This is a genomic window from Brevibacterium sp. FME37 (assembly GCF_014897485.1).
GTDB lineage: Bacteria > Actinomycetota > Actinomycetes > Actinomycetales > Brevibacteriaceae > Brevibacterium.
On the sequence record NZ_JABUYE010000016.1, the window covers coordinates 52,328 to 70,010 of the forward strand.

The window sequence follows — 17,683 nt, forward strand, 5'->3', positions numbered from 1 at the left end:
AGAGTCGGTTGGTTGTTTCGAACTGTTCTTCGTTGAATCGGTTCGCAAGGGCTTTACCTTTCGGTCGTCGTCGACAAATGGTTACCGGGACGGGAACGAGTTTGTTGGTCGTTTCATGTCACATAGTCATGGCTTCTGGGTCATTTAGCTGTGCACGTGTCCCGCGCAACTTTTGTCGGGGTTCAACGTCTTCGCCGCAAGGTCGAAGCGTGTTCCACTGTTCGCTGTGGTCCCGTGCCCGTCGACGTCGTGAACGATGTCGCCTGCGACGATGGTCAAATCGGCTCGCTGCTCGAGGATCCCTGCCGGGTCGAGCTGGTAGAGATCGGCAGACCAAGCAACGATGTCGGCCTTGGCTCCCACCTTGAGTACCCCGAGATCGTCCTCGGCATGCCAGGCCCACGCTCCTTGGCGGGTGTATCCGCACAGGGCTTGATCGAGAGTGAGGATTTCATCGGGCGTCCAGGACTGTCTACCGTCGAGCCCCGCGCGGGTCAGTGCAGAGTAGACGCCGACGAGTGGATCCATTTCACCGACTTGCCAATCGCTGGACAAAGCGACGTGGGCACCAGAATCCATGAGGGATCGCGTACGCCATGCACGGTTCCAGCGGTTCTGTCCGACATTATCCATCCACGTTCCTTCGATGAGATCGGGGGAAGCGTGCCTGGGCTGCATGGCTGCGGTGATGCCGAGCTGTTCGAACCGAGGAAGATCGGAGGGGTCGAGGCATTCAACGTGAACGATCCCGTGCCGGCGGTTTCTTGTTCCGTTGGTCCGTTGAGAGGCCTCGATGGCATCGAGCGCCAAGCGAACGCCGCCATCGCCGGTGGCATGGGTGTGGGTTTGGAAGCCGAGCCGGTCGAGCTCGGTGACGATCTTGGTCAGTTCTCCAACTGGGGCGGAGGGGTGTCCGCGGTGGCCGGGGCGGTTGGCGTAGTCCTCGAGCATCCATGCGGTGTGGGGTTCGATGACGTCATCGGCGTAGAGCTTGATGGGGCCGAAACGAAGCCTGTCGCTGTGAGGAGAGTCGTCAATTGCTTCACGCAACTCCTGGCGAAACTCGGGTGCGGAATCGATGGGGTGGAAGAGGGCAGCGATGACTCGGGAACTGAGTTTGCCCTCACCTCGCGCTTTGTCGAAGAGGCCGATCTCGGCGACTGGCACCTGGGGCTCAACGACAGTGGTGATACCCGAGCGGGTGGCCATTTCGAGACTGCCGAGGATCTTTTTGTAGCGGCGCTCTGGCGAGTACATGGGAATATCGCGTTGCAGGGCGGCGAGGCCCGCACTTGTCATCGCAGAAGTGTAGAAGTCAGTGATCCAGCCAGTCGGATGACCATCGCGATCAAGTTCCGGGTTGCCCCAGGCGATGTCATGTCCGGCGGTGATGCCCAGAGCACGTAGCGCCGGGGTGTTGAGCCAGACGGAGTGCTGATCGTAGGTGGTCACGAAGATCGGGCGTTCGGTGATTCCATCGAGATCTCGAGCATTGGGCCGACGATTATCGACGATGGAATAGACCGCGTTTTCGGCACAGATCCATTCCAGATCAGGACGTTCCACAGCCAGCTGCTTAATGCGGGCCCGAACCTGTTCGAGGGTTTCTGCGCCTTCGAGGCTGACGGCATCGGGGTCGAAGCCGAGCAGGAGATGGTTGTGGCTGTCGATGATTCCCGGTGTCACCAGTCTCCCGTCGAGATGGCGAACTTCCCGCGCGCTTGGAGCTTCGGCCGAGGTTCCCACGTAGGCGATCCTGCCGCCGGCGATACCGATAGCGTCGGCCCAGGGCTGGGCGGCGTCGAAGGTACGTACTCGGGCGTTGGTGAGCAGGAGATCCAGCATCGGTTTGCCTCTTTCGCGTGCTGCAGTGCACGATGTCAGCGTATTCTTTGACGATAGTGTCAAAGAATAGTTATAACTGTCACACCGAGGTCGCGATATTGTCAAGGTATGGCTCGAACGAAGAATCAGGCACATCGCCGGGAAGCGCTCATCAGTGCCACGCTTGAGACTGTAGGCGAATCCGGGCTGAGGTCCTTGTCCCTAGCCGATGTGGCCCGCCGTGCTGGATTGACAAGGGGCGCGATCCTCTACTATTACGAAGACCTAGATGCGCTGCTTGTCGAGACTCACCGGGCGGGCGTGCAGCGTTTCTGCGATAGTCGAGACGACGCTATCGCCGGTATCTCGGACCCGCGGGACCAGCTTGCTACCGCGATCGACGAGGGGTTGCCCAGCGGCCCGGACGATGCGCTTATGCGACTGCTCTACGAGTTCGATGTTCTGGCTGGAACGTCTGCGGCTCACGATGAGATGGTCGAGGGCATGTTTACTCGCCAGATGGAGATCTACCGGCGGGTCCTTACTGCTGGGGTGGCATCCGGGGTTTTCTCGCTGACGATGCCGATTGAGCAGATGGCCATGAACCTAGTGGCGTTGGAGGACGCCTATGGGCTGCACATTGTGGCCGGCAACAGCTTGATCACCGTTGAGGCTGCAAAAGCGGCCATGCGTGCGGCCGCCGAAGGCCTAGGAGCAGGCCCAACAGGCTGAGAGTTCTCGAGCAACTTTGAGAAGTCGACGTCCTTGCCATGGTGCAATGCGCCCACCTGTGCCACGGGGTAGTTCCTCAACTGGCTGGTGGAATGGCCGTGACTCTAAGGGTTCTCCGGAGAGGGACTCGGGGGTTGAAACAGCCGAATGATCGTATCGGGTGGTCTCTCGGATTTGAGTCGTTGCCGAGAGTCGGTCCTCGAAACATTGACTAACGCTGGATGTTAACGCGGCAAACTTGAGTGTGGGCGCGGACATTCCTGAGCGTGCCCATTTGCACGCACCCATTTACATTTTCGCCCCCCACCGACGGCTCTCTCATCTTCCGACCTACAAGGAGAGAAGTAGGTGGGCTCCGTCCGCAGTTCCGCACTTTTCAGCCGGAGTTTCAACGTGACCTGGGTAAACGGCTCCGCGGAACTTCCGCCGGAACCTGTCTCCGTGGGACTTCCGCAAGAGTTCCGCTCCCCGGGCCTGCCGACCGCCGATCCCGAGAGCAATCTCCGGCCCGACCCGGGCGACCAGCTGGCCCGACCGGAGGCCGCGCGATCAATGCAGTCGCCATCGGTGTCCCTACGGCGCTCATCGAGATCCACAAGCTCGGACGCACCCTCAAGAAGCGCGCTGTCGACATCCTGGCGTTCTTCGCCCGACCCGGCACCAGCAACGGCCCCACCGAAGCGATCAAAGTACGACTCGAACACCTCCGCGGCACCGCCCTCGGGTTCCGCAACCTCGACCACTACATCGCAAGATCGCTACTCGAAACCGGAAGATTCAGACCCCGACTACACCCTCGTTCGTGAAGAGCCGAAAAATCCCACTAATCACGGGTGCGTGTAGCGGGACGTATCGCTGCCAGTCCTTGGCGCAACCTTGAACGTACGTGCACAGCCTGCATCTTCCGATAAGAGCAAGCTGTGCACGAGCGATCTCTTGCCAATGACCCAGGCCTACGTTTTTAGAGATATGCATTTAGGGTGTCACTGTAGATTCCGATAGCCCATTTTGATAATCAACCGGCGTCGAATGCACTGTTCACGTTGCGTGGTAACCGGTGCTTAGCAATTCTCTGGCTCGGAGTGATCGGCATTTCTGATACGACTTTCAGATAGCGAGGGACCTGAAATTTCGCCAGTTGACTTCGGCCCCACTCGAGTAGTTCCTGTGGTTTGACACGATGGCTCGCCGCCGCGGTAATCACGAGCATCATTTCTTGTTCACCCACTTCGGCATCTACACCGATTACTGCGCAGCGGTCGACATCAGGATGGAGTCCGAAGACGCTTTCGATCTGCCACGCTGAAACATTCTCACCTCGAACACGTATGCTATCGCTACCTCGCCCCACGAAATGAAGGTTGCCGCGCTCATCCAAGTATCCGAGGTCTCCCGTCTTGAACCATTCTCCGTCACGGGATTTGAGTGTGGCGTCCAAATTGCCCAAATATCCTTTGGTCAGCAGGCCCTCCACTCGACTGCGAACCCGGATCTCACCTTCAGTAGGTGCCTCCGTCTCCCTTTCAAAGGTACCGATACTGATATCGATCCAAGGGAACGGGATACCAACTCCACTTGTCGACTCATTTCGATTGACTGTTAGGATGCTGGACGCTTCGGTCATCCCGTAGCACTCGTGGAGTGCGAACCCGTAACGAGAATGACATAGATCGCGAATTTCCGGGGACGCCCCTGCGCCCCATGCAATTCGGACCCGATTGTGAGTCTCCTCGTCTACCGGCGGGAGCTGTAAGAGTATTTGCAGGATGCCGCCGAGATAATGTATGTGGGTTACATCGAAATCGACGATATCTTGCCAGAATCGCGAGGCCGAGAACTTCGGCACTAAAGCTAAAGTGATCTCGCAGAACAGGGGCAAGAAAACAACCTGTGCACCACCGATATGAAACAACGGCTCCCAAACATAGAAGACGTCACCTACACGAGGTTCAGTTACTTCTAAAGCACCTAAGACAGCGGCTTTGAGCATTGTCTCGCTGACCAAAGCACCTTTCGGCGGCCCTGTCGTACCAGAGGTATACATGAGGAGACATGCGTCATCCAGCGCGTCCGCCGGTGTCTGTGCGGAGTTAGACCGCTGGGATCCGTCGAGGATACTCGCTGACGGGATCACCACAAGTTTCAGTTCGCCAGGATCGGGGATCTCGATGTCTTCCGCGAAGTCCGTATTCGGCAGATTGACGACCAGAGCTCCGTTCGCTTCGGCGATGATGACGTCTGCTCGGGAATCTCGCAGTTGATGCTTCAAGGGTTCCCCTCTGACCTGGGTATTCATGGGGATCCACAGAGAACCGATTCGCAACAAAGCGAAAATCAACGCCACGTGATCGATGCCCACGTCAAGGGCGAGTACTACTCGTGATTCAGCCCGGATCTCGCGACGACGGAGGGCCTCTGCAAAGGCATCGACGCGTCGATTGAGCTCGGCGACTGTCTGAGCACGATGCCTTTCACGAAGATACACACGATCGGGATCGGTACGAGCAAGACGTTTCAGGGCGTCGGAAAAGCCGTGACCGTGAATGAAACGATCAGCGTCTGCCACCCTCGAACTATTGTCCGGCACTGTGACTCAGGCACCCTTCTTGGAGACGAAATCAGCTGCGGTCTGCTGCGGCTCACCATCACCATAAGCTTGCTTGTCGATGTCAAGAGCTGCAGCGAACGCTTCTTTCAAACCCGGCAATAAGGTTGCACGAATGCGCTGCTTGGTCATCGCAAATGCTTGAGTCGGCAATTGTGACAGCTTCTTCGCTTCAGTGATACTGCGCGACAACACTTGGTCCTCAGGAACCACTTCGGCGATGAGTCCATGTCCTTTAGCGTCCTCTGCGTCGAGGAGTTCGCCGGTAAGCATCATCTGTGCGGTCTTACTGTGACCAACGGACTGCCATGTAATGTACATGCCGGTGACGCTCGGGATTCCCGATTTCACTTCCGGCTGACCGATCCGGACTCCGGGGTGGGCGATACGGAGATCACATAGCATCGCTAGCTGATATCCCGAACCAGCGGTCACACCGTTGAGTGCAGCGATGACCGGTTTGGAGTTCGATAGTACAGCGTCGTAGACCTCATAGAAGGTGTCGAGCCATTCTTGGACATGGTTTTCGGTGAAGTTGGCCAACTCGTTGAGGTCCTGTCCGGCGCAGAAGGCACGGTTGCCTTCGCCGGTGATGACGATACCCTTGACCGCGGGGTCCGTGTCCAGGTCATTTAGTGTCCTCGTGACGTTGCGTTGCATGTCCTGTGTCCAGGCGTTCATTGCTTCTGGATTATTGAGGGTAATGATTCCAATTCCGTCGGTGATCGTTACGTCGAGCTGTGCCATGATAAATCTCCTTCTGTGCGGAACAAGTCCGCACTGTAGTCGACAGATTTCTTCTGTCGGTTTTCTATGTCGCAGTGGGGACCACTGCAAGTTCATTTGTAGGGGTCGGCGGGAGAAGGGGACTAGCGCATAAACCTATTTGGCAAATACGCTTTCGAAGTGTTCGACCACTTCTGGTTTGGCGCGAGGACCGAACCGATTGCCGATCCACAAAGCGATGAGTCCAGCCGCAAACCCCGGGACCAATTCGTAGAGTCCGATCGTGTCGAGCTGGCGGTAGATGATGACTGTCGATCCGCCGGCGATGATACTCAGCAACGCACCGAACCAAGTGGACTTTTTGGAATACAACGCAGCTAGGAGCACCGGTCCGAAGCTGGCTCCAAAACCCGCCCAGGCATAACCGACGAGGTCTAGGATCGTTCCACCGCGAAGCGCTACGATGATTCCGACTAAGGTGCAGAATCCGACCGCGATGCGGCTCAACCAAATGAGCACCTTGTCTGGTGCCTTGCGGTTGATGAATGCTCGATAGAAGTCTTCGGTGAGTGTGGTCGAAGCAACTACCAGTTGAGAGTCGGCAGTGCTCATTACCGCAGACAGCACTCCAGCAAGGAAAATTCCAGCCATCCAACTTGGCATGAGCTCCGACACCAGGTTCATGTAGGCGTCTTCGGGATTGCCTAGATTCGGACCGAACAATGCGATTGCTGCAAACCCGATGACACCCGCGAAACCGAGCAAGGTAATCGACAGGAAGACTCCAAGCCGGGCACCATTTTTGGCCGATTCTGCTTTCCGCATTCCCATAAAACGAGCCAAGATGTGCGGCGATCCAAAATAGCCCACTGCCCAGGCCAAGGACGAAATGATGGCGATGAAGGACACCGAGCTCGTCGTCGTCCAGCTACCGTCGATGAGCTCGACACCGGCGAAAGGGGAACCGAGATCGGAATTCTGTTCCGTGATCGCGCCAATGAAGCCTCCGACGCCTCCGACCTTGACGATCGCGACCACACTGAGGATCAAGAGGCTGAAGAACATGATGAATCCCTGTACGACATCGGTATAGCTGCTGGCAAGGTACCCGCCCAGCGACGAGTACACCATGACGACGATCGCGCCGACGATTGTGCCGGTTGTCACGGATGTGCCGAAGATCTGGGAAAAGATCACGCCGGTGGCTATGAATGCCGAACCAAGGTAGATGACGTAGAAGATGATGATGAAGATAGCTGTGACCCAGCGAAGCGAATCGTGTCGGAATCGGTTGGCGAAGAAACCCGGCAACGTCACCGACTCTGTGGCTCCACCCTCATGCCAATCTTTGGTTTCAGCCGAATACGTACGTAATTTACCGGCGATAAATTTCCAGCTGAGATAAAAGCCGAGAGTGAGTCCGATGATCAGCCACACGTTGTTCATGCCGCTGATGTAGAAAGCGCCCGGCAAGCCGAAAAAGACCCATTGGCTAGAGTCAGTGGCCTTGGCGCTGAGCGTCGTGACGAACGTACCTAAGCGGCGTCCACCGATCGCGAAGTCACCCATGTCGGTGTTCTTCTTGTACGCCCATATGCCGATAGCGAGCACAGCTATCAGGTAGACGAGAAAGACGATGATTGTTGACGTGTCACCCGTCGTTTTCATAGTTAGCTCCACACTTCATTGTCGGGGCAAGGACTGGATGTCTTCGCGTTCCAGCCTATGGAATCCGGTGTGCGGCAAATAGGGGCCAAGGCCCAGAGCTCAGACCATGGAGCCGTAGTATTCCTTATGCTCGGATGCACTAGACGTAAAGTTGATTCATGGTCATTGAAACGAAAGCACTTTCCACCCTGCATGCTGTGATGCGCGCCGGTTCGTTTGCGGAAGCAGCTCGCGAATTGGGTTTCACCGGTTCTGCAGTGTCCCAGCAGATGTCTGCGCTTGAGCGTAGTTTGGGAATAAGCTTGTTCGAGCGGCAAGCAAAGAGAGTCATTGCGACTGAGGCGGCACACTACTTGAGTCAGCGTGCAGATGAAGTCATCGATCTCGTCGGCCAGATTGAAATCGACATAGCTCGTTTGGGAGCTGGTCAGGTTGGCAAACTGCGTGTGGGCACTTTCGATTCAGCTGGCGGTCCGATCCTAGGGCGGGCTATGGCCCGATTCTTAATAAGGAGGCGTGAAGTCGAGATCACCCTGGACGAAGGCGAACCTTATGAGCTGTTCCCTCGGGTCTCCGAAGGAAGCCTCGACATAGCTTTGGGATTTAGTTACGACCTGGTGACTCCACACTTTCCGGGCGATCTGCGTGTGAGCAAGGTGATGACTGAAGACCTCTTCATCGTGGTCTCTAAGAAACATCGACTGGCAGCCAAGACAAATGTCGAAATGGACGAGCTCGCCGATGAAATATGGGTGGCACATCGGCCTGAAACTGCGTCTCATCAATGCTTAACAACACTGTGCGCGCAGCACGGATTCTCACCCAAGATTGCCTTTCGGAGCAACAACATAGGCACTGTTCAAGGAATAGTCGCAGCAGGCCTCGGGCTAGCGATGATCCCAGAAATCGCGCTCAGCGAAGAAGCTGGCACCGTTGCGCTTCCGATCAACCGCAGCTTGCCGCGACGCCACATAGTCTCCGCTACTCGAACCAACGACAACAACCCTTTGGCCGCACAATTCCTCGAAGCCCTGAAAAAATCGGCGAGTATCTGAGTCACTTCATTCGATCCCTTCGTCGGCGCATAGTCGAAGAAGGCTAGATTGTCACACCTGCTTCCACCGGTCCGGCATCAATGAGAACGCTTCTTCTCCGGCGTGTGTGGGTGGGAAGACTGTCGCAAGGTCTAAAGGGACTGATGCAGGTTGAGGAGACACTCACACTGACATCTCTCCTTGCATCAGTCCCGGCATGATCAAACCGATCGGTCGTCAGGTCTACGCGCCGCATACCGCCGACCAGCGAGTGATAACCCAGGTTAGGCCCTGCCCGTCGTTCGCTAATCGTTCGACCTCAAAAACTGGGTGGTGGAAGTGTCAGGTTGGGCCGCGGTGCCACCGCAGTCACTCTGAAGCTCTGGCTTCGAGGTGATGTTCTTGTCCCAGTTGCATGCCAATCAATGTCGGGCACCTTGTCTAGGGTCCCAGCCGATATTCATCCCTTCAGCGGTCTTGATGACCGCCTGGGGGAGCATCCCTTGTCGATACAGTGACATAATACGGGCAACCCATCGCCCTGCACCCCGGCAATTCTTCTGTATCGACCAGCTGTGGCACGTTGATATGGCCGTGTTGGCTGTAGAAGTCATCGAGTCGTTTGAGTCGCTCGACGTACTCGCCTTCTTTTCGCTTGGCACGTGACGGAGGCTTCGGCTTCGGGCCCCGGTATGGGGGACTGAACCTAACTCCGATATCCTCGGCCGTTGCGACTTGGTCGTCCGTCAGCTTGTTGGAACGGAGCTTGACTCGCAGACTCGCAACCCAGGGCCCGAGGATCTTCTTCATCCGTCAGCGTGAAGACGATGACGCCGACCACTCCATCGGTAGCCGAAATTGATTCCGGCTGGAAGATCGCCTCGTCTCATCAGCCGAGTGATTGCGGATTCATCGCGCTTCTCCGCCAGCAGATATCTTCCACGTACAATTCCAAGTACTCCTGGGAGGGCACTTTGGTTTCGGGCCCGAACTGGCGCTTGAGCGCCTCGCGGTAGCGTTTCTGCGCTACGCGCCAAGCGATGTACAACTCGTTGGCTGGGGCTGGGATGAGTAAATCGCTACGATCATGTTCCCATTTCGTGCCAAGGCCCATGGCGATTTCGCTGGACGAATAGCGCCAGAACTCCTTCAATGAGATGACCGCGTAGTCGAGTTCCCGCTGAATCTGTGTCTCGAGTTCCCAGAGGTAGTTCAGCGCCCCCAAGAGCGAATTCGGATCGTCATGGTGGACTTCGCGCGTCTGGCTCTCGGCGAAGCTCAGGAGCAGATCGAGACGCTGCCAAATATTGCGTCCTGAAGCATCGAGCGGGTCCAGACTCGTGTCATGGTATAAGTTCTCCGTCATTGAATTTCTTTCTCTAGTAGCCGATTGCAGGGTTGCAGCCTCTGCTGGACATTTCACGAATCAGGCAAGTCGGGGTTCGGGTTTCTACTCGAGCCAGGCGTCAACATCGACCTGCTCTCTTCGAACGGACCGCTTCAAGGTCCCGTTGCACAGGGTTCGTGGACCTGGCCAGTGCGGACGCTAGCTGAGTCCCTCATTCGGATTCGGCAACTTCCTGGAGCGTCGAGTACCAGGCGTCGACGTCGTCACGTGAGAAACGCAGATGACGGCCGATCTTGTGTGCTGTCGGCCCGTACCCTTCGACGCGCCACCGGTAGATCGTCTGCTTCGGGATCTGCAGTTCAGTTGCGAGGTCGTCCGCTGTCAACCACCGGGCGTCGCTGTAGGTCGTCGTCATGGTCATCATCTCCTTCATTGCACCATTCGTAAATTATCGATGCAATCATATTATCAGGAGTTTGCATCGATTGCCGAAGATCGGTGAAATTGATAAAGTGGTGGCTATGAACTTTGCTGATCGACGTCCCGTGCCTGTAGTAACTCCGGCCGAGAATCAAGGATTGATTGATGGCGAGTGGGGGAGGGCTATAAATGGCGTGGGAGAATCGGCGGACTTCTGGCACCGCATCGACGTTCCCGACGTCCCTTTTCCGTTGTGGGCGCGGGTGGCACAGACTGAGCACGGTGACTTCGTTATTACAGGGATGCTACTTGGTGATCCGGACGGGGGTCAGGCGATTGGTACCGGCAATATCTCCAGAATTGCGATCAATGAGATCCTGGCAGCCATCGATGATGCCGACCGATCTGGTACTAGCGACTTTCGGGAGTTCTCGCCGGAGTTCAGAGGACGCGTCCCACGGCCCGGCGGCCAGGTGCTTGGAGATGACACCATTCGTGAGGCAGCGACCGTGGCAACCCTAGTGAAGATGTACAGCAACGGTCGTCCGGTGATTTCCACAACTGCTGAAGCGCTCGATGTATCGCGGGCTACAGCCTCCCGACGCATCCAGCGTGCTCGAGACATGGGCTTGCTCGACGAAGCCGCCGAAGCCCTCGAAAAGTCCGATACTGTTGGAATCGCGAAGATGGCCGAAGAATACGGAATAATTGAGTTCATGGTGCATCTCGAAGGCCTCGGCGAAGGTAGCGGCGGTGCCTAGGCCCCGCCTTGAACTCGGGGCGTGGGGCAAAATCACTCGAACCGAGATCGCTGAAAACAAGTGGCGGGCGCGAGCTCGGTTCCGTGACTTCACCGGCAGGACGAAGCAGCGCGAAGCTTACGGCGATTCCGGGGCTAAGGCCGAACGCAACCTACTCAAGACCCTCCGTGGCGAAACCGAATCGGCTGGCGACTCGATCACCGGCAAAACCACCGTGACTGCATTGTCGAAGGTCTGGCTGGCCGATACAGACCTTATCGAACGTTGCACTGCCCAGACCATCGAACGTTACACGGACAGTCTTGAACAGCATGTTCTGCCGGCTCTCGGCGAATACATGCTCATGGAGGTCACTGTGTCTCGTGTCGATCGCTTCCTCCGGGAGCAGGCAGTGTCGACTCCGGGGCTCGCGAAGACCGCGAGGTCCGTCCTCAATGGCATGTTCAAGCTTGCCGTCCGTCACGACGCGGTCCGGTCGAATCCGGTGCGAGATGTGCGTCTGCCGTCGAGGCCGAAGAAGCCTGTCGAAGCTCTCACCGTAGATGAGGTCGGCGCGCTCCGCGAAGGTCTGCGCAAATGGCAGCACGGGACAGGCTACCGAGGACCGCGACGGGGGAGTGATCTGCTTGATGTCGTCGACGTGATGCTCGGGACGGGGTTGCGAATTTCTGAAGCCCTTGCATTGCGCTGGGATGACGTGGACCTAGGTGAGCAACCTACAGTGACAGTTTCGGGCACACTTGTCTATCTCAAGAAGAAGGGGTTGCGTAGACAGGCACACACAAAGACATCGAGCGGGTTCCGGATCCTCACTCTGCCAGCATTTGCGGTGGACGTGTTGCTTCGTCGTAGCGTCGAGGCGATCCCGACTGAGACCAACGCGGTGTTTCCGTCCGGCAAAGGCACCTGGAAGTGGCCGAATAACTATCGGCGGTCCTTGCGCGACGCTCTCAAGACGATGGAAAACCATGGCGGGATCTCGCCCCACGTGTTCCGGAAAACCGTGGCTACGCTCATCGACGCTGAGGCGACTCTCGAGGCGGCTGCGGCAGTCCTCGGTCATTCTGGCACAGCGGTCACATCGACGCACTATGTGGCGAAGGCGGCAGCGGCTCCCGATATGTCTGCGATCCTCGACCAGTTCGGCGGAATCCGAAACGAAAAAGATGGGTAACCGTGGGGAACTCGACTCCCCATCAGATCCGACTCAGCCTCTTACTTTGCATTGTTGCAGGTGAGAGGCTGTTCCGTTGGTCCCCCCAGTGGGACTCGAACCCACACTTGATCGATTTTAAGTCGACTGCCTCTGCCGATTGGGCTATAGGGGGATATTTGGGCTTGCAGCCCATTGTGCAGGCACTGCAAGGGCAGCGCCAGCACTCACTTTATAGCGAAAAGTCGCCCGCCGCGATCCGGGACACGACGGCAGAGCGTCCGCCGCGATCTGAGACGCAAAGACGGATCGTATGTGAGACGACTAGTCTCAAACTTATGACAGAGAACTCGCCCAGCAGACAGGCCTGGGTGATCCTCGTCATCCGAGTGCTCTCGCAGATGGCGGCCACGGTCGCGATCACCGGACCAGCTTTCCTCATTCCGTATATGCACACGGATCTTGGCTACACGCTCACCCAAGCTGGCACTGTGGCCGCAGCTCCGAGCTTCGGCCTCATCCTCACCCTCATCGCCTGGGGCGCCTTCGCCGATAAGTTCGGTGAACGATTGGCCATGACTCTGGGCATCGCCCTGACGGCTTTGGCCTCGGGGCTGGCGGTGGCTGTGGTCGGCTCACCAGTGTGGATGGTCATCATCATCGCGGCCTCCGGTGCTGCCGCCGCGTCCGTGAACTCGGCCAGCGGACGCGTGGTCATGGGCTGGTTTCCCCGGCACCGCCGCGGTCTGGCCATGGGCATCAGGCAGATGTCACAGCCGCTTGGCACAAGTGTCGCGGCACTGAGCGTCCCACCCATCGCGTCATCCGGTGGGTTCACCGGCTACCTGTGGTTCGTCGTCATCGTCACAGGGGTCATGTCCGTGATCTGTCTCGGACTCGTCCGGGACCCTCCCCGCGCCGAGGTGGCACCCACCGTCGTACACACGGCCACCGATGATGCCGGGCCAGGCTCCGCCTCGGCGAGGGGAGAGGTGAAGGCGCCATCTGCGACGAACAACCCCTACCGGATGGATTCGTTCCTGTGGCGCATCCACGCCGTCTCCGCGCTGCTGGTGATCCCACAGTTCGCGTTCTCCACCTACGGTCTCATCTGGCTCATCGCGAATCAGCACATCAGCCCCGGCATCGCCGGCGGCATCGTCGCGGCCTCTCAGATCGTGGGAGCGATCGGGCGCATGATCGTCGGTGGGCTTTCCGATCGCCTCGGGTCCAGGGTCGGGCTGATGCGGATCGTGGCCATTGCAGCCGTCGTCCTCGTGGCGGCGATTGCGCTCATCTCCATCACTCCGATGCCCGTAGTGGCGGCGGTGGTGTTCATCCTGGCCTCGACCGTATCGGTGGCCGATAACGGGCTGGCCTTCGCCTCGGTCGCCGAGGCAGCTGGTCCCCAATGGTCAGGCAAGGCCATGGGTACGCAGAACACGGGACAGTTCGTCATGTCTGCGATCTTGGGTCCGGGATTCGGGACGCTGATCACAGTGTTCGGATACCCACTGTCATTCGCCTTCGTCGCCGTGGCGCCCCTGCTGAGTCTGGGAATCATTCCGAAACAGGACATCGATCGGATAGCCTGATGTTCATCTCTACTCAGTACTGTGCCTGGGGACTGGTGATGACCACAATATTGAGGCCAGGCCGCTGAAGAAGACGAACGCTGTCGATATGAAGGAGCGCCTGTGAACAATCTGCTCAATGAGAACCTGCGCGAATACATCGACAAGCTTCGGATCGAAGGCTATACGGTCGAGGACTCTCACACCACGGACCCGAACCTCATCGATCCGATGGGGCGCGCGGTTGAAACCTGGCGTGAGGGCTACCCATACCCGGAGCTCATGGACCGGGAAGAATACGAGCTCGAGAAATACCGGCTACAGGTCGAACTGCTGAAATTCCAGTACTGGGGGCAGGACACCGACCGTAAGCACGTCATCGTCTTCGAAGGCCGTGACGCCGCCGGCAAAGGTGGAACGATCAAACGCTTCACCGAGCACCTCAACCCGCGTGCGGCACGCGTCGTGGCCCTGAACAAGCCATCTGACAAGGAAGCGGGCCAGTGGTATTTCCAGCGCTACATCAGCCACCTGCCCACCAGCGGCGAGTTCGTCATGTTCGACCGGTCCTGGTACAACCGAGCCAACGTCGAACGCGTGATGGGCTTCTGCACGGACTGCGAATACGAGACGTTCATGGAGCAGGCCCCGGTATTCGAGAAGATGCTCATCGATTCCGGCATCCACGTCACCAAGTTCTGGTTCTCTGTGACTCAGCGGGAACAGCGCACCCGTTTCGCGATCCGCCAGATCGACCCGGTGCGACAATGGAAGCTCTCTCCCATGGACCTCGAGTCCTTGGGTCGCTGGGACGATTACACTGCAGCGAAGGAAGAGATGTTTCGCCGCACGGATACCGATCATGCTCCCTGGATCACCATCAAGAGCAATGACAAGAAGCGCGCACGCCTCAATGCCATGCGCTACTTCCTCAACCAGTTCGACTACGAGGACAAGGACACCTCGATCGTCTATGAACCGGACCCGATCATCGTCCGCCGCGGACGCGACGCCGTCGACGACTGAAGTAGCTGGACTGAAGCAATCGCGGTGACTGAAGCAACCGCGGCGGCCGACGCGACCTGCCTTGACTGAAGCGGCCTGGCGGCAGGTGCCGGTACTGATATTGCGAGGAACGAATCGGAGCGATGAATATACTGCGGCCGGGTGGAAGGGGAAAGACCACCCGGCCGACAACCGTGGAGCGGACAGAGTCCGCAGTACTCATCTGGGCGAGCAGCCCGTTGTGCTGGGCGTAAAGCCGGCTGTGCTCAGGCCTCTCGCCGAGCCTTCTTCACTGCGCGGCGCTTCTTGTGGCCAGCGAAGCTGAGCCAGAAGAGGATGACGGCCAGCAAGACGAAGAGCCCGCCCCCGGCGATTCCTGCGTCGACCCAGAACTGGGGTGGGAACAGTCGGATGAGGGAGTCGTCGCTGTAGAACTCCCAGGTTCCGTTGGAGAAGAAGATCTTGTGGAATCCGCGGAAGAAGGTGTCCCAGCCGAGGAATGCGAGCACTGCCGCGCCGGCCATGCCGATGATGCTGATGATGGCACCCAAGCGCAGTCCGACGTGGATGCCCAGGCCGTGTGTGCGTGACATGTAGAGGCCGAAGAGGATAGCGCCGATGAGGCCGACGAGGGCAATCAGGTACAGCAGGGAGATGAGATCCTTGACGTCGGCCATGTGGTTGAGCTCGTCGGAGATGAAGATGGGTTCGCCGTTGGGCATGATGACGTCGGCGAGATAACGCCGGGAGTCGAGGTTCGCCAGATAGTCGATGACGTAGGTGCCGTAGTGTTCGCGGTCGGCGCTGCCGAAGCCGAACTGGTCGGCCGGGAACCCGGGACGGAAGTACTCGAACTTGAGGAACAGCCCAGAGGCCACGAATCGGACAGCCAAAGCCAGGAGAATGAACGGCGTGGCCAGCGTGATCCAGATGGTCCCGATGACATCGAGGACGCTGCTGCGACGTTCGGGCACCTCAGGGTCGTGTGTGTCTGTGGACGTCGCGGCCTGAGTCACAGCGGCCCAATCGGCTTCGCTCATCACCGCTGTGCGGGAGTTAGCAGGAACCTCACGTGTCCGGGCAGTCTCGGGAGGAGTCGACGAATGAGCGGGCGCAACGCGCACCGGCCCGGTTGAGGGCTTCGGCTCGTCCTTGGCGATCGGTTCCCTGATCGGGTCGAACGCCTCGGTGTCCGTCGAAGGATCGTTCGCGGCCTCCAAGGGAGGCTCCGTCTGCTTTTCGGCAGCACTACTGGATCCTGAACTCATCCGCCTGCTCAGGAGGTCTTCGGTCTCGTTCTTCTCGTCTCCAGCCACATCCCCATTGTCATTGACCCGAGTGGGCAAGCGGGCTCCGACACGCCACAGACCTCCAGATCAGGAAGGAGGCTGGGATCGTCGAGGTGGCTCGCCGTCCCGATTTCCGTTCCCCAGTCCGCCAGAGAGGTCAGCCCAACAGGGCTGCGATGATGACGAGAGTGGGCACCGCCAGCACGGTCGTGATGAAGACCGCATCACGCATGAGTGCTTCGGACTGTCGGTACTGCATGGAGTAGATGTAGACGTTCTGCGCGGTCGGCAGCGCCGAGGTGACGACGATGGCGAACAGGGCGATGCCGGAGTACCCCAGCAGGGGACCGCCGATGATCCAGGCCAGAGCAGGCTGGATGATCTGTTTGCCGACCGTGATGTACGTCAGCTGTTTCCTTGTTCCCGGAGCCGGCAGAGCCCACCCGTCCTTGAGTGAGATGCCGAAAGCCAGCAGCGCTCCGGGGACTGCGGTGGCACCGATCATGTCGATGGGCTCGAAGATGAAGCGCGGAAGTTCGAATCCCGTAGCCGAGGCGGCCACGCCCGCGGCAGCACCCAGGACAATCGGGTTGCGGAGAATCTGGAGCACACCCGAATACCAGTGCTGATCAAGCTTCTTCTTCCCCGAAGCATCGAGGACGGCCATGCCGATGGGGGCGAGGATGAGCAGCTGGAAGAGCAGCACCGGTGCGACATATCCGATGTCGTGGAGCACATAGGCTGCGATCGGGATGCCGAGGTTGCCGATGTTGACGTAGCTGACGGCCCAGGCGGAGAACATCGCCTCGCCGGTGCTGCGTTTGCGGATGTATCGGGTGAGGACGAACAGGAGCACGCCCACAATCACGGCCGACCCGCCCGTGGCCAGGAGTGCCGTGTTGAAGATCAGCCCCAGGTCGGTGTCGGCAACAGTGACATAGAGCAGGGTGGGAGTACCCGCATAGAAAACGAGTTTTGCGATGACCTGCTGCCCATTGGGTCCGAGGACCTCGGAGCGTCCGAGCACGAATCCGACCAGGATGACACCTGCGATGACGGCGAAGCCTTCGAAAACGGCCAGCATGGGCTACCGGTGGTCCTCACTTTCCGGATCAGTCGGCTTCAGCCGAGGCGCAGGGGGTGTGGTCTTGGACGTTAGTTGCGGCCAGACCGAGTCGGTTTGTTCGCTCAGTCAGCTTCGACGGAGTCGACCGCCACGTAGGCCGCCGCCGCCGCGACAGCAGCAACGCTGAGGACCGAAGGCCATGCACCGATCTTCTTCGCCAGAGGATGAGAGGCCCCGAACCCGCCGAGGTAGCCCAAGGTCAGCGCTGTGCCGATGGGCCAGCCCTGCTTGGTGAACCAGGTCCGAGCGGCATAGGTGCCCGCAGCTGCGAGCACGACACCGCCGAGGGGGCGGATCCCCGTCTCGCGGGCGGTCAGGAATCCGCCGACGAGGCCAACGGCGACAAGTGGGGCGGTCGAAACTTCACGTGCGTCCTTCATGAAGACCAGTTTAGGCAATGCCGGTCGGGAACTGGACG

Annotated in this window: 15 protein-coding genes, 1 tRNA gene and 1 pseudogene; 7 read left to right on the forward strand and 10 right to left on the reverse strand. The window is 58.6% G+C overall.

From position 1 onward, the window contains the following. Positions 1–144: 144 nt before the first annotated feature. The gene (locus tag INT29_RS16435; protein WP_193072462.1) at positions 145–1,845 is read right to left on the reverse strand and encodes an amidohydrolase; all 1,701 of its coding nucleotides are present in this window, start codon (positions 1,843–1,845) and stop codon (positions 145–147) included. A 108-nt stretch (positions 1,846–1,953) separates the two neighbouring features. On the opposite strand from INT29_RS16435, the gene INT29_RS16440 reads away from it, so the two are divergent. Both INT29_RS16440 and INT29_RS16445 read left to right on the forward strand, forming a co-directional pair. After that, positions 1,954–2,556 carry a TetR/AcrR family transcriptional regulator gene (locus tag INT29_RS16440; RefSeq protein WP_193072463.1) on the forward strand — a complete coding sequence of 201 codons (603 nt, stop codon included), beginning with the start codon at positions 1,954–1,956 and terminating at the stop codon, positions 2,554–2,556. 563 nt (positions 2,557–3,119) lie between these two features. Then, positions 3,120–3,362 (forward strand): annotated as a pseudogene (locus INT29_RS16445) (transposase); the annotation flags it as partial. 209 nt (positions 3,363–3,571) lie between these two features. Here the strand turns inward: INT29_RS16445 and INT29_RS16450 are convergent. The 3 genes from INT29_RS16450 to INT29_RS16460 all read right to left on the reverse strand — a co-directional run bounded on the left by INT29_RS16450 (position 3,572) and on the right by INT29_RS16460 (position 7,555). Next, positions 3,572–5,122, reverse strand: a complete 1,551-nt coding sequence (locus tag INT29_RS16450) for a class I adenylate-forming enzyme family protein (protein ID WP_193072464.1) — start codon at positions 5,120–5,122, stop codon at positions 3,572–3,574. Between the two features lie 27 nt (positions 5,123–5,149). After that, entirely contained in the window at positions 5,150–5,908 is a 759-nt protein-coding gene (locus INT29_RS16455) for an enoyl-CoA hydratase/isomerase family protein (RefSeq protein ID WP_193072465.1), read from the reverse strand. Between the two features lie 135 nt (positions 5,909–6,043). Continuing rightward, the gene (locus tag INT29_RS16460) at positions 6,044–7,555 is read right to left on the reverse strand and encodes a sodium/proline symporter (RefSeq protein WP_193072466.1); all 1,512 of its coding nucleotides are present in this window, start codon (positions 7,553–7,555) and stop codon (positions 6,044–6,046) included. 158 nt (positions 7,556–7,713) lie between these two features. On the opposite strand from INT29_RS16460, the gene INT29_RS16465 reads away from it, so the two are divergent. Beyond that, on the forward strand, positions 7,714–8,610 hold the full coding sequence (locus tag INT29_RS16465; protein ID WP_193072467.1) for a LysR family transcriptional regulator: 897 nt from the start codon (positions 7,714–7,716) through the stop codon (positions 8,608–8,610). A gap of 868 nt (positions 8,611–9,478) precedes the next feature. On the opposite strand, the gene INT29_RS16470 is transcribed toward INT29_RS16465, so the two are convergent. Both INT29_RS16470 and INT29_RS16475 read right to left on the reverse strand, forming a co-directional pair. Continuing rightward, complete coding sequence (locus INT29_RS16470; RefSeq protein WP_193072468.1) at positions 9,479–9,955, reverse strand: hypothetical protein; 477 nt, start codon at positions 9,953–9,955, stop codon at positions 9,479–9,481. Between the two features lie 193 nt (positions 9,956–10,148). Beyond that, positions 10,149–10,352, reverse strand: a complete 204-nt coding sequence (locus INT29_RS16475; RefSeq protein WP_193072469.1) for a helix-turn-helix transcriptional regulator — start codon at positions 10,350–10,352, stop codon at positions 10,149–10,151. Between INT29_RS16475 and INT29_RS16480 the strand changes: the two genes are divergently transcribed. Both INT29_RS16480 and INT29_RS16485 read left to right on the forward strand, forming a co-directional pair. Next, on the forward strand, positions 10,351–11,118 hold the full coding sequence (locus INT29_RS16480) for a hypothetical protein (protein WP_193072471.1): 768 nt from the start codon (positions 10,351–10,353) through the stop codon (positions 11,116–11,118). The genes INT29_RS16475 and INT29_RS16480 overlap by 2 nt on opposite strands. After that, positions 11,111–12,292, forward strand: a complete 1,182-nt coding sequence (locus tag INT29_RS16485) for a tyrosine-type recombinase/integrase (RefSeq protein ID WP_193072472.1) — start codon at positions 11,111–11,113, stop codon at positions 12,290–12,292. The genes INT29_RS16480 and INT29_RS16485 overlap by 8 nt, the downstream gene beginning before the upstream one ends. Positions 12,293–12,369: 77 nt before the next feature. Here INT29_RS16485 and INT29_RS16490 read toward each other — a convergent pair. Continuing rightward, positions 12,370–12,446 (reverse strand) — tRNA-Leu (locus INT29_RS16490). Positions 12,447–12,609: 163 nt separating this feature from the next. On the opposite strand from INT29_RS16490, the gene INT29_RS16495 reads away from it, so the two are divergent. Both INT29_RS16495 and ppk2 read left to right on the forward strand, forming a co-directional pair. After that, positions 12,610–13,866, forward strand: a complete 1,257-nt coding sequence (locus INT29_RS16495; RefSeq protein ID WP_193072473.1) for an MFS transporter — start codon at positions 12,610–12,612, stop codon at positions 13,864–13,866. 102 nt (positions 13,867–13,968) lie between these two features. Then, a complete protein-coding gene (gene ppk2, locus INT29_RS16500; protein ID WP_101569621.1) occupies positions 13,969–14,871 on the forward strand; it encodes a polyphosphate kinase 2 in 903 nt (300 codons plus the stop codon). A gap of 245 nt (positions 14,872–15,116) precedes the next feature. Here the strand turns inward: ppk2 and INT29_RS16505 are convergent, their stop codons facing one another. The 3 genes from INT29_RS16505 to INT29_RS16515 all read right to left on the reverse strand — a co-directional run bounded on the left by INT29_RS16505 (position 15,117) and on the right by INT29_RS16515 (position 17,645). Continuing rightward, positions 15,117–16,166 carry a TIGR01906 family membrane protein gene (locus INT29_RS16505; protein WP_319020928.1) on the reverse strand — a complete coding sequence of 350 codons (1,050 nt, stop codon included), beginning with the start codon at positions 16,164–16,166 and terminating at the stop codon, positions 15,117–15,119. 130 nt (positions 16,167–16,296) lie between these two features. Next, positions 16,297–17,223 (reverse strand): AEC family transporter, encoded by a 927-nt coding sequence (locus INT29_RS16510; protein WP_193072474.1) that lies wholly within the window; start codon positions 17,221–17,223, stop codon positions 16,297–16,299. Positions 17,224–17,327: 104 nt separating this feature from the next. Continuing rightward, a complete protein-coding gene (locus tag INT29_RS16515) occupies positions 17,328–17,645 on the reverse strand; it encodes a hypothetical protein (RefSeq protein WP_193072475.1) in 318 nt (105 codons plus the stop codon). Positions 17,646–17,683: the final 38 nt, after the last annotated feature.

Bases quoted from the DNA above. Each gene is read 5' to 3' on its own strand.
- INT29_RS16510 (WP_193072474.1), bottom strand. From the start codon at position 17,223: ATGCTGGCCGTTTTCGAAGGCTTCGCCGTCATCGCAGGTGTCATCCTG.
- INT29_RS16470 (WP_193072468.1), bottom strand. From the start codon at position 9,955: ATGACGGAGAACTTATACCATGACACGAGTCTGGACCCGCTCGATGCT.
- INT29_RS16435 (WP_193072462.1), bottom strand. From the start codon at position 1,845: ATGCTGGATCTCCTGCTCACCAACGCCCGAGTACGTACCTTCGACGCC.
- INT29_RS16440 (WP_193072463.1), top strand. From the start codon at position 1,954: ATGGCTCGAACGAAGAATCAGGCACATCGCCGGGAAGCGCTCATCAGT.
- INT29_RS16455 (WP_193072465.1), bottom strand. From the start codon at position 5,908: ATGGCACAGCTCGACGTAACGATCACCGACGGAATTGGAATCATTACC.
- INT29_RS16515 (WP_193072475.1), bottom strand. From the start codon at position 17,645: ATGAAGGACGCACGTGAAGTTTCGACCGCCCCACTTGTCGCCGTTGGC.
- INT29_RS16465 (WP_193072467.1), top strand. From the start codon at position 7,714: ATGGTCATTGAAACGAAAGCACTTTCCACCCTGCATGCTGTGATGCGC.
- INT29_RS16475 (WP_193072469.1), bottom strand. From the start codon at position 10,352: ATGACGACGACCTACAGCGACGCCCGGTGGTTGACAGCGGACGACCTC.
- INT29_RS16480 (WP_193072471.1), top strand. From the start codon at position 10,351: ATGGTCATCATCTCCTTCATTGCACCATTCGTAAATTATCGATGCAAT.
- INT29_RS16460 (WP_193072466.1), bottom strand. From the start codon at position 7,555: ATGAAAACGACGGGTGACACGTCAACAATCATCGTCTTTCTCGTCTAC.
- INT29_RS16495 (WP_193072473.1), top strand. From the start codon at position 12,610: ATGACAGAGAACTCGCCCAGCAGACAGGCCTGGGTGATCCTCGTCATC.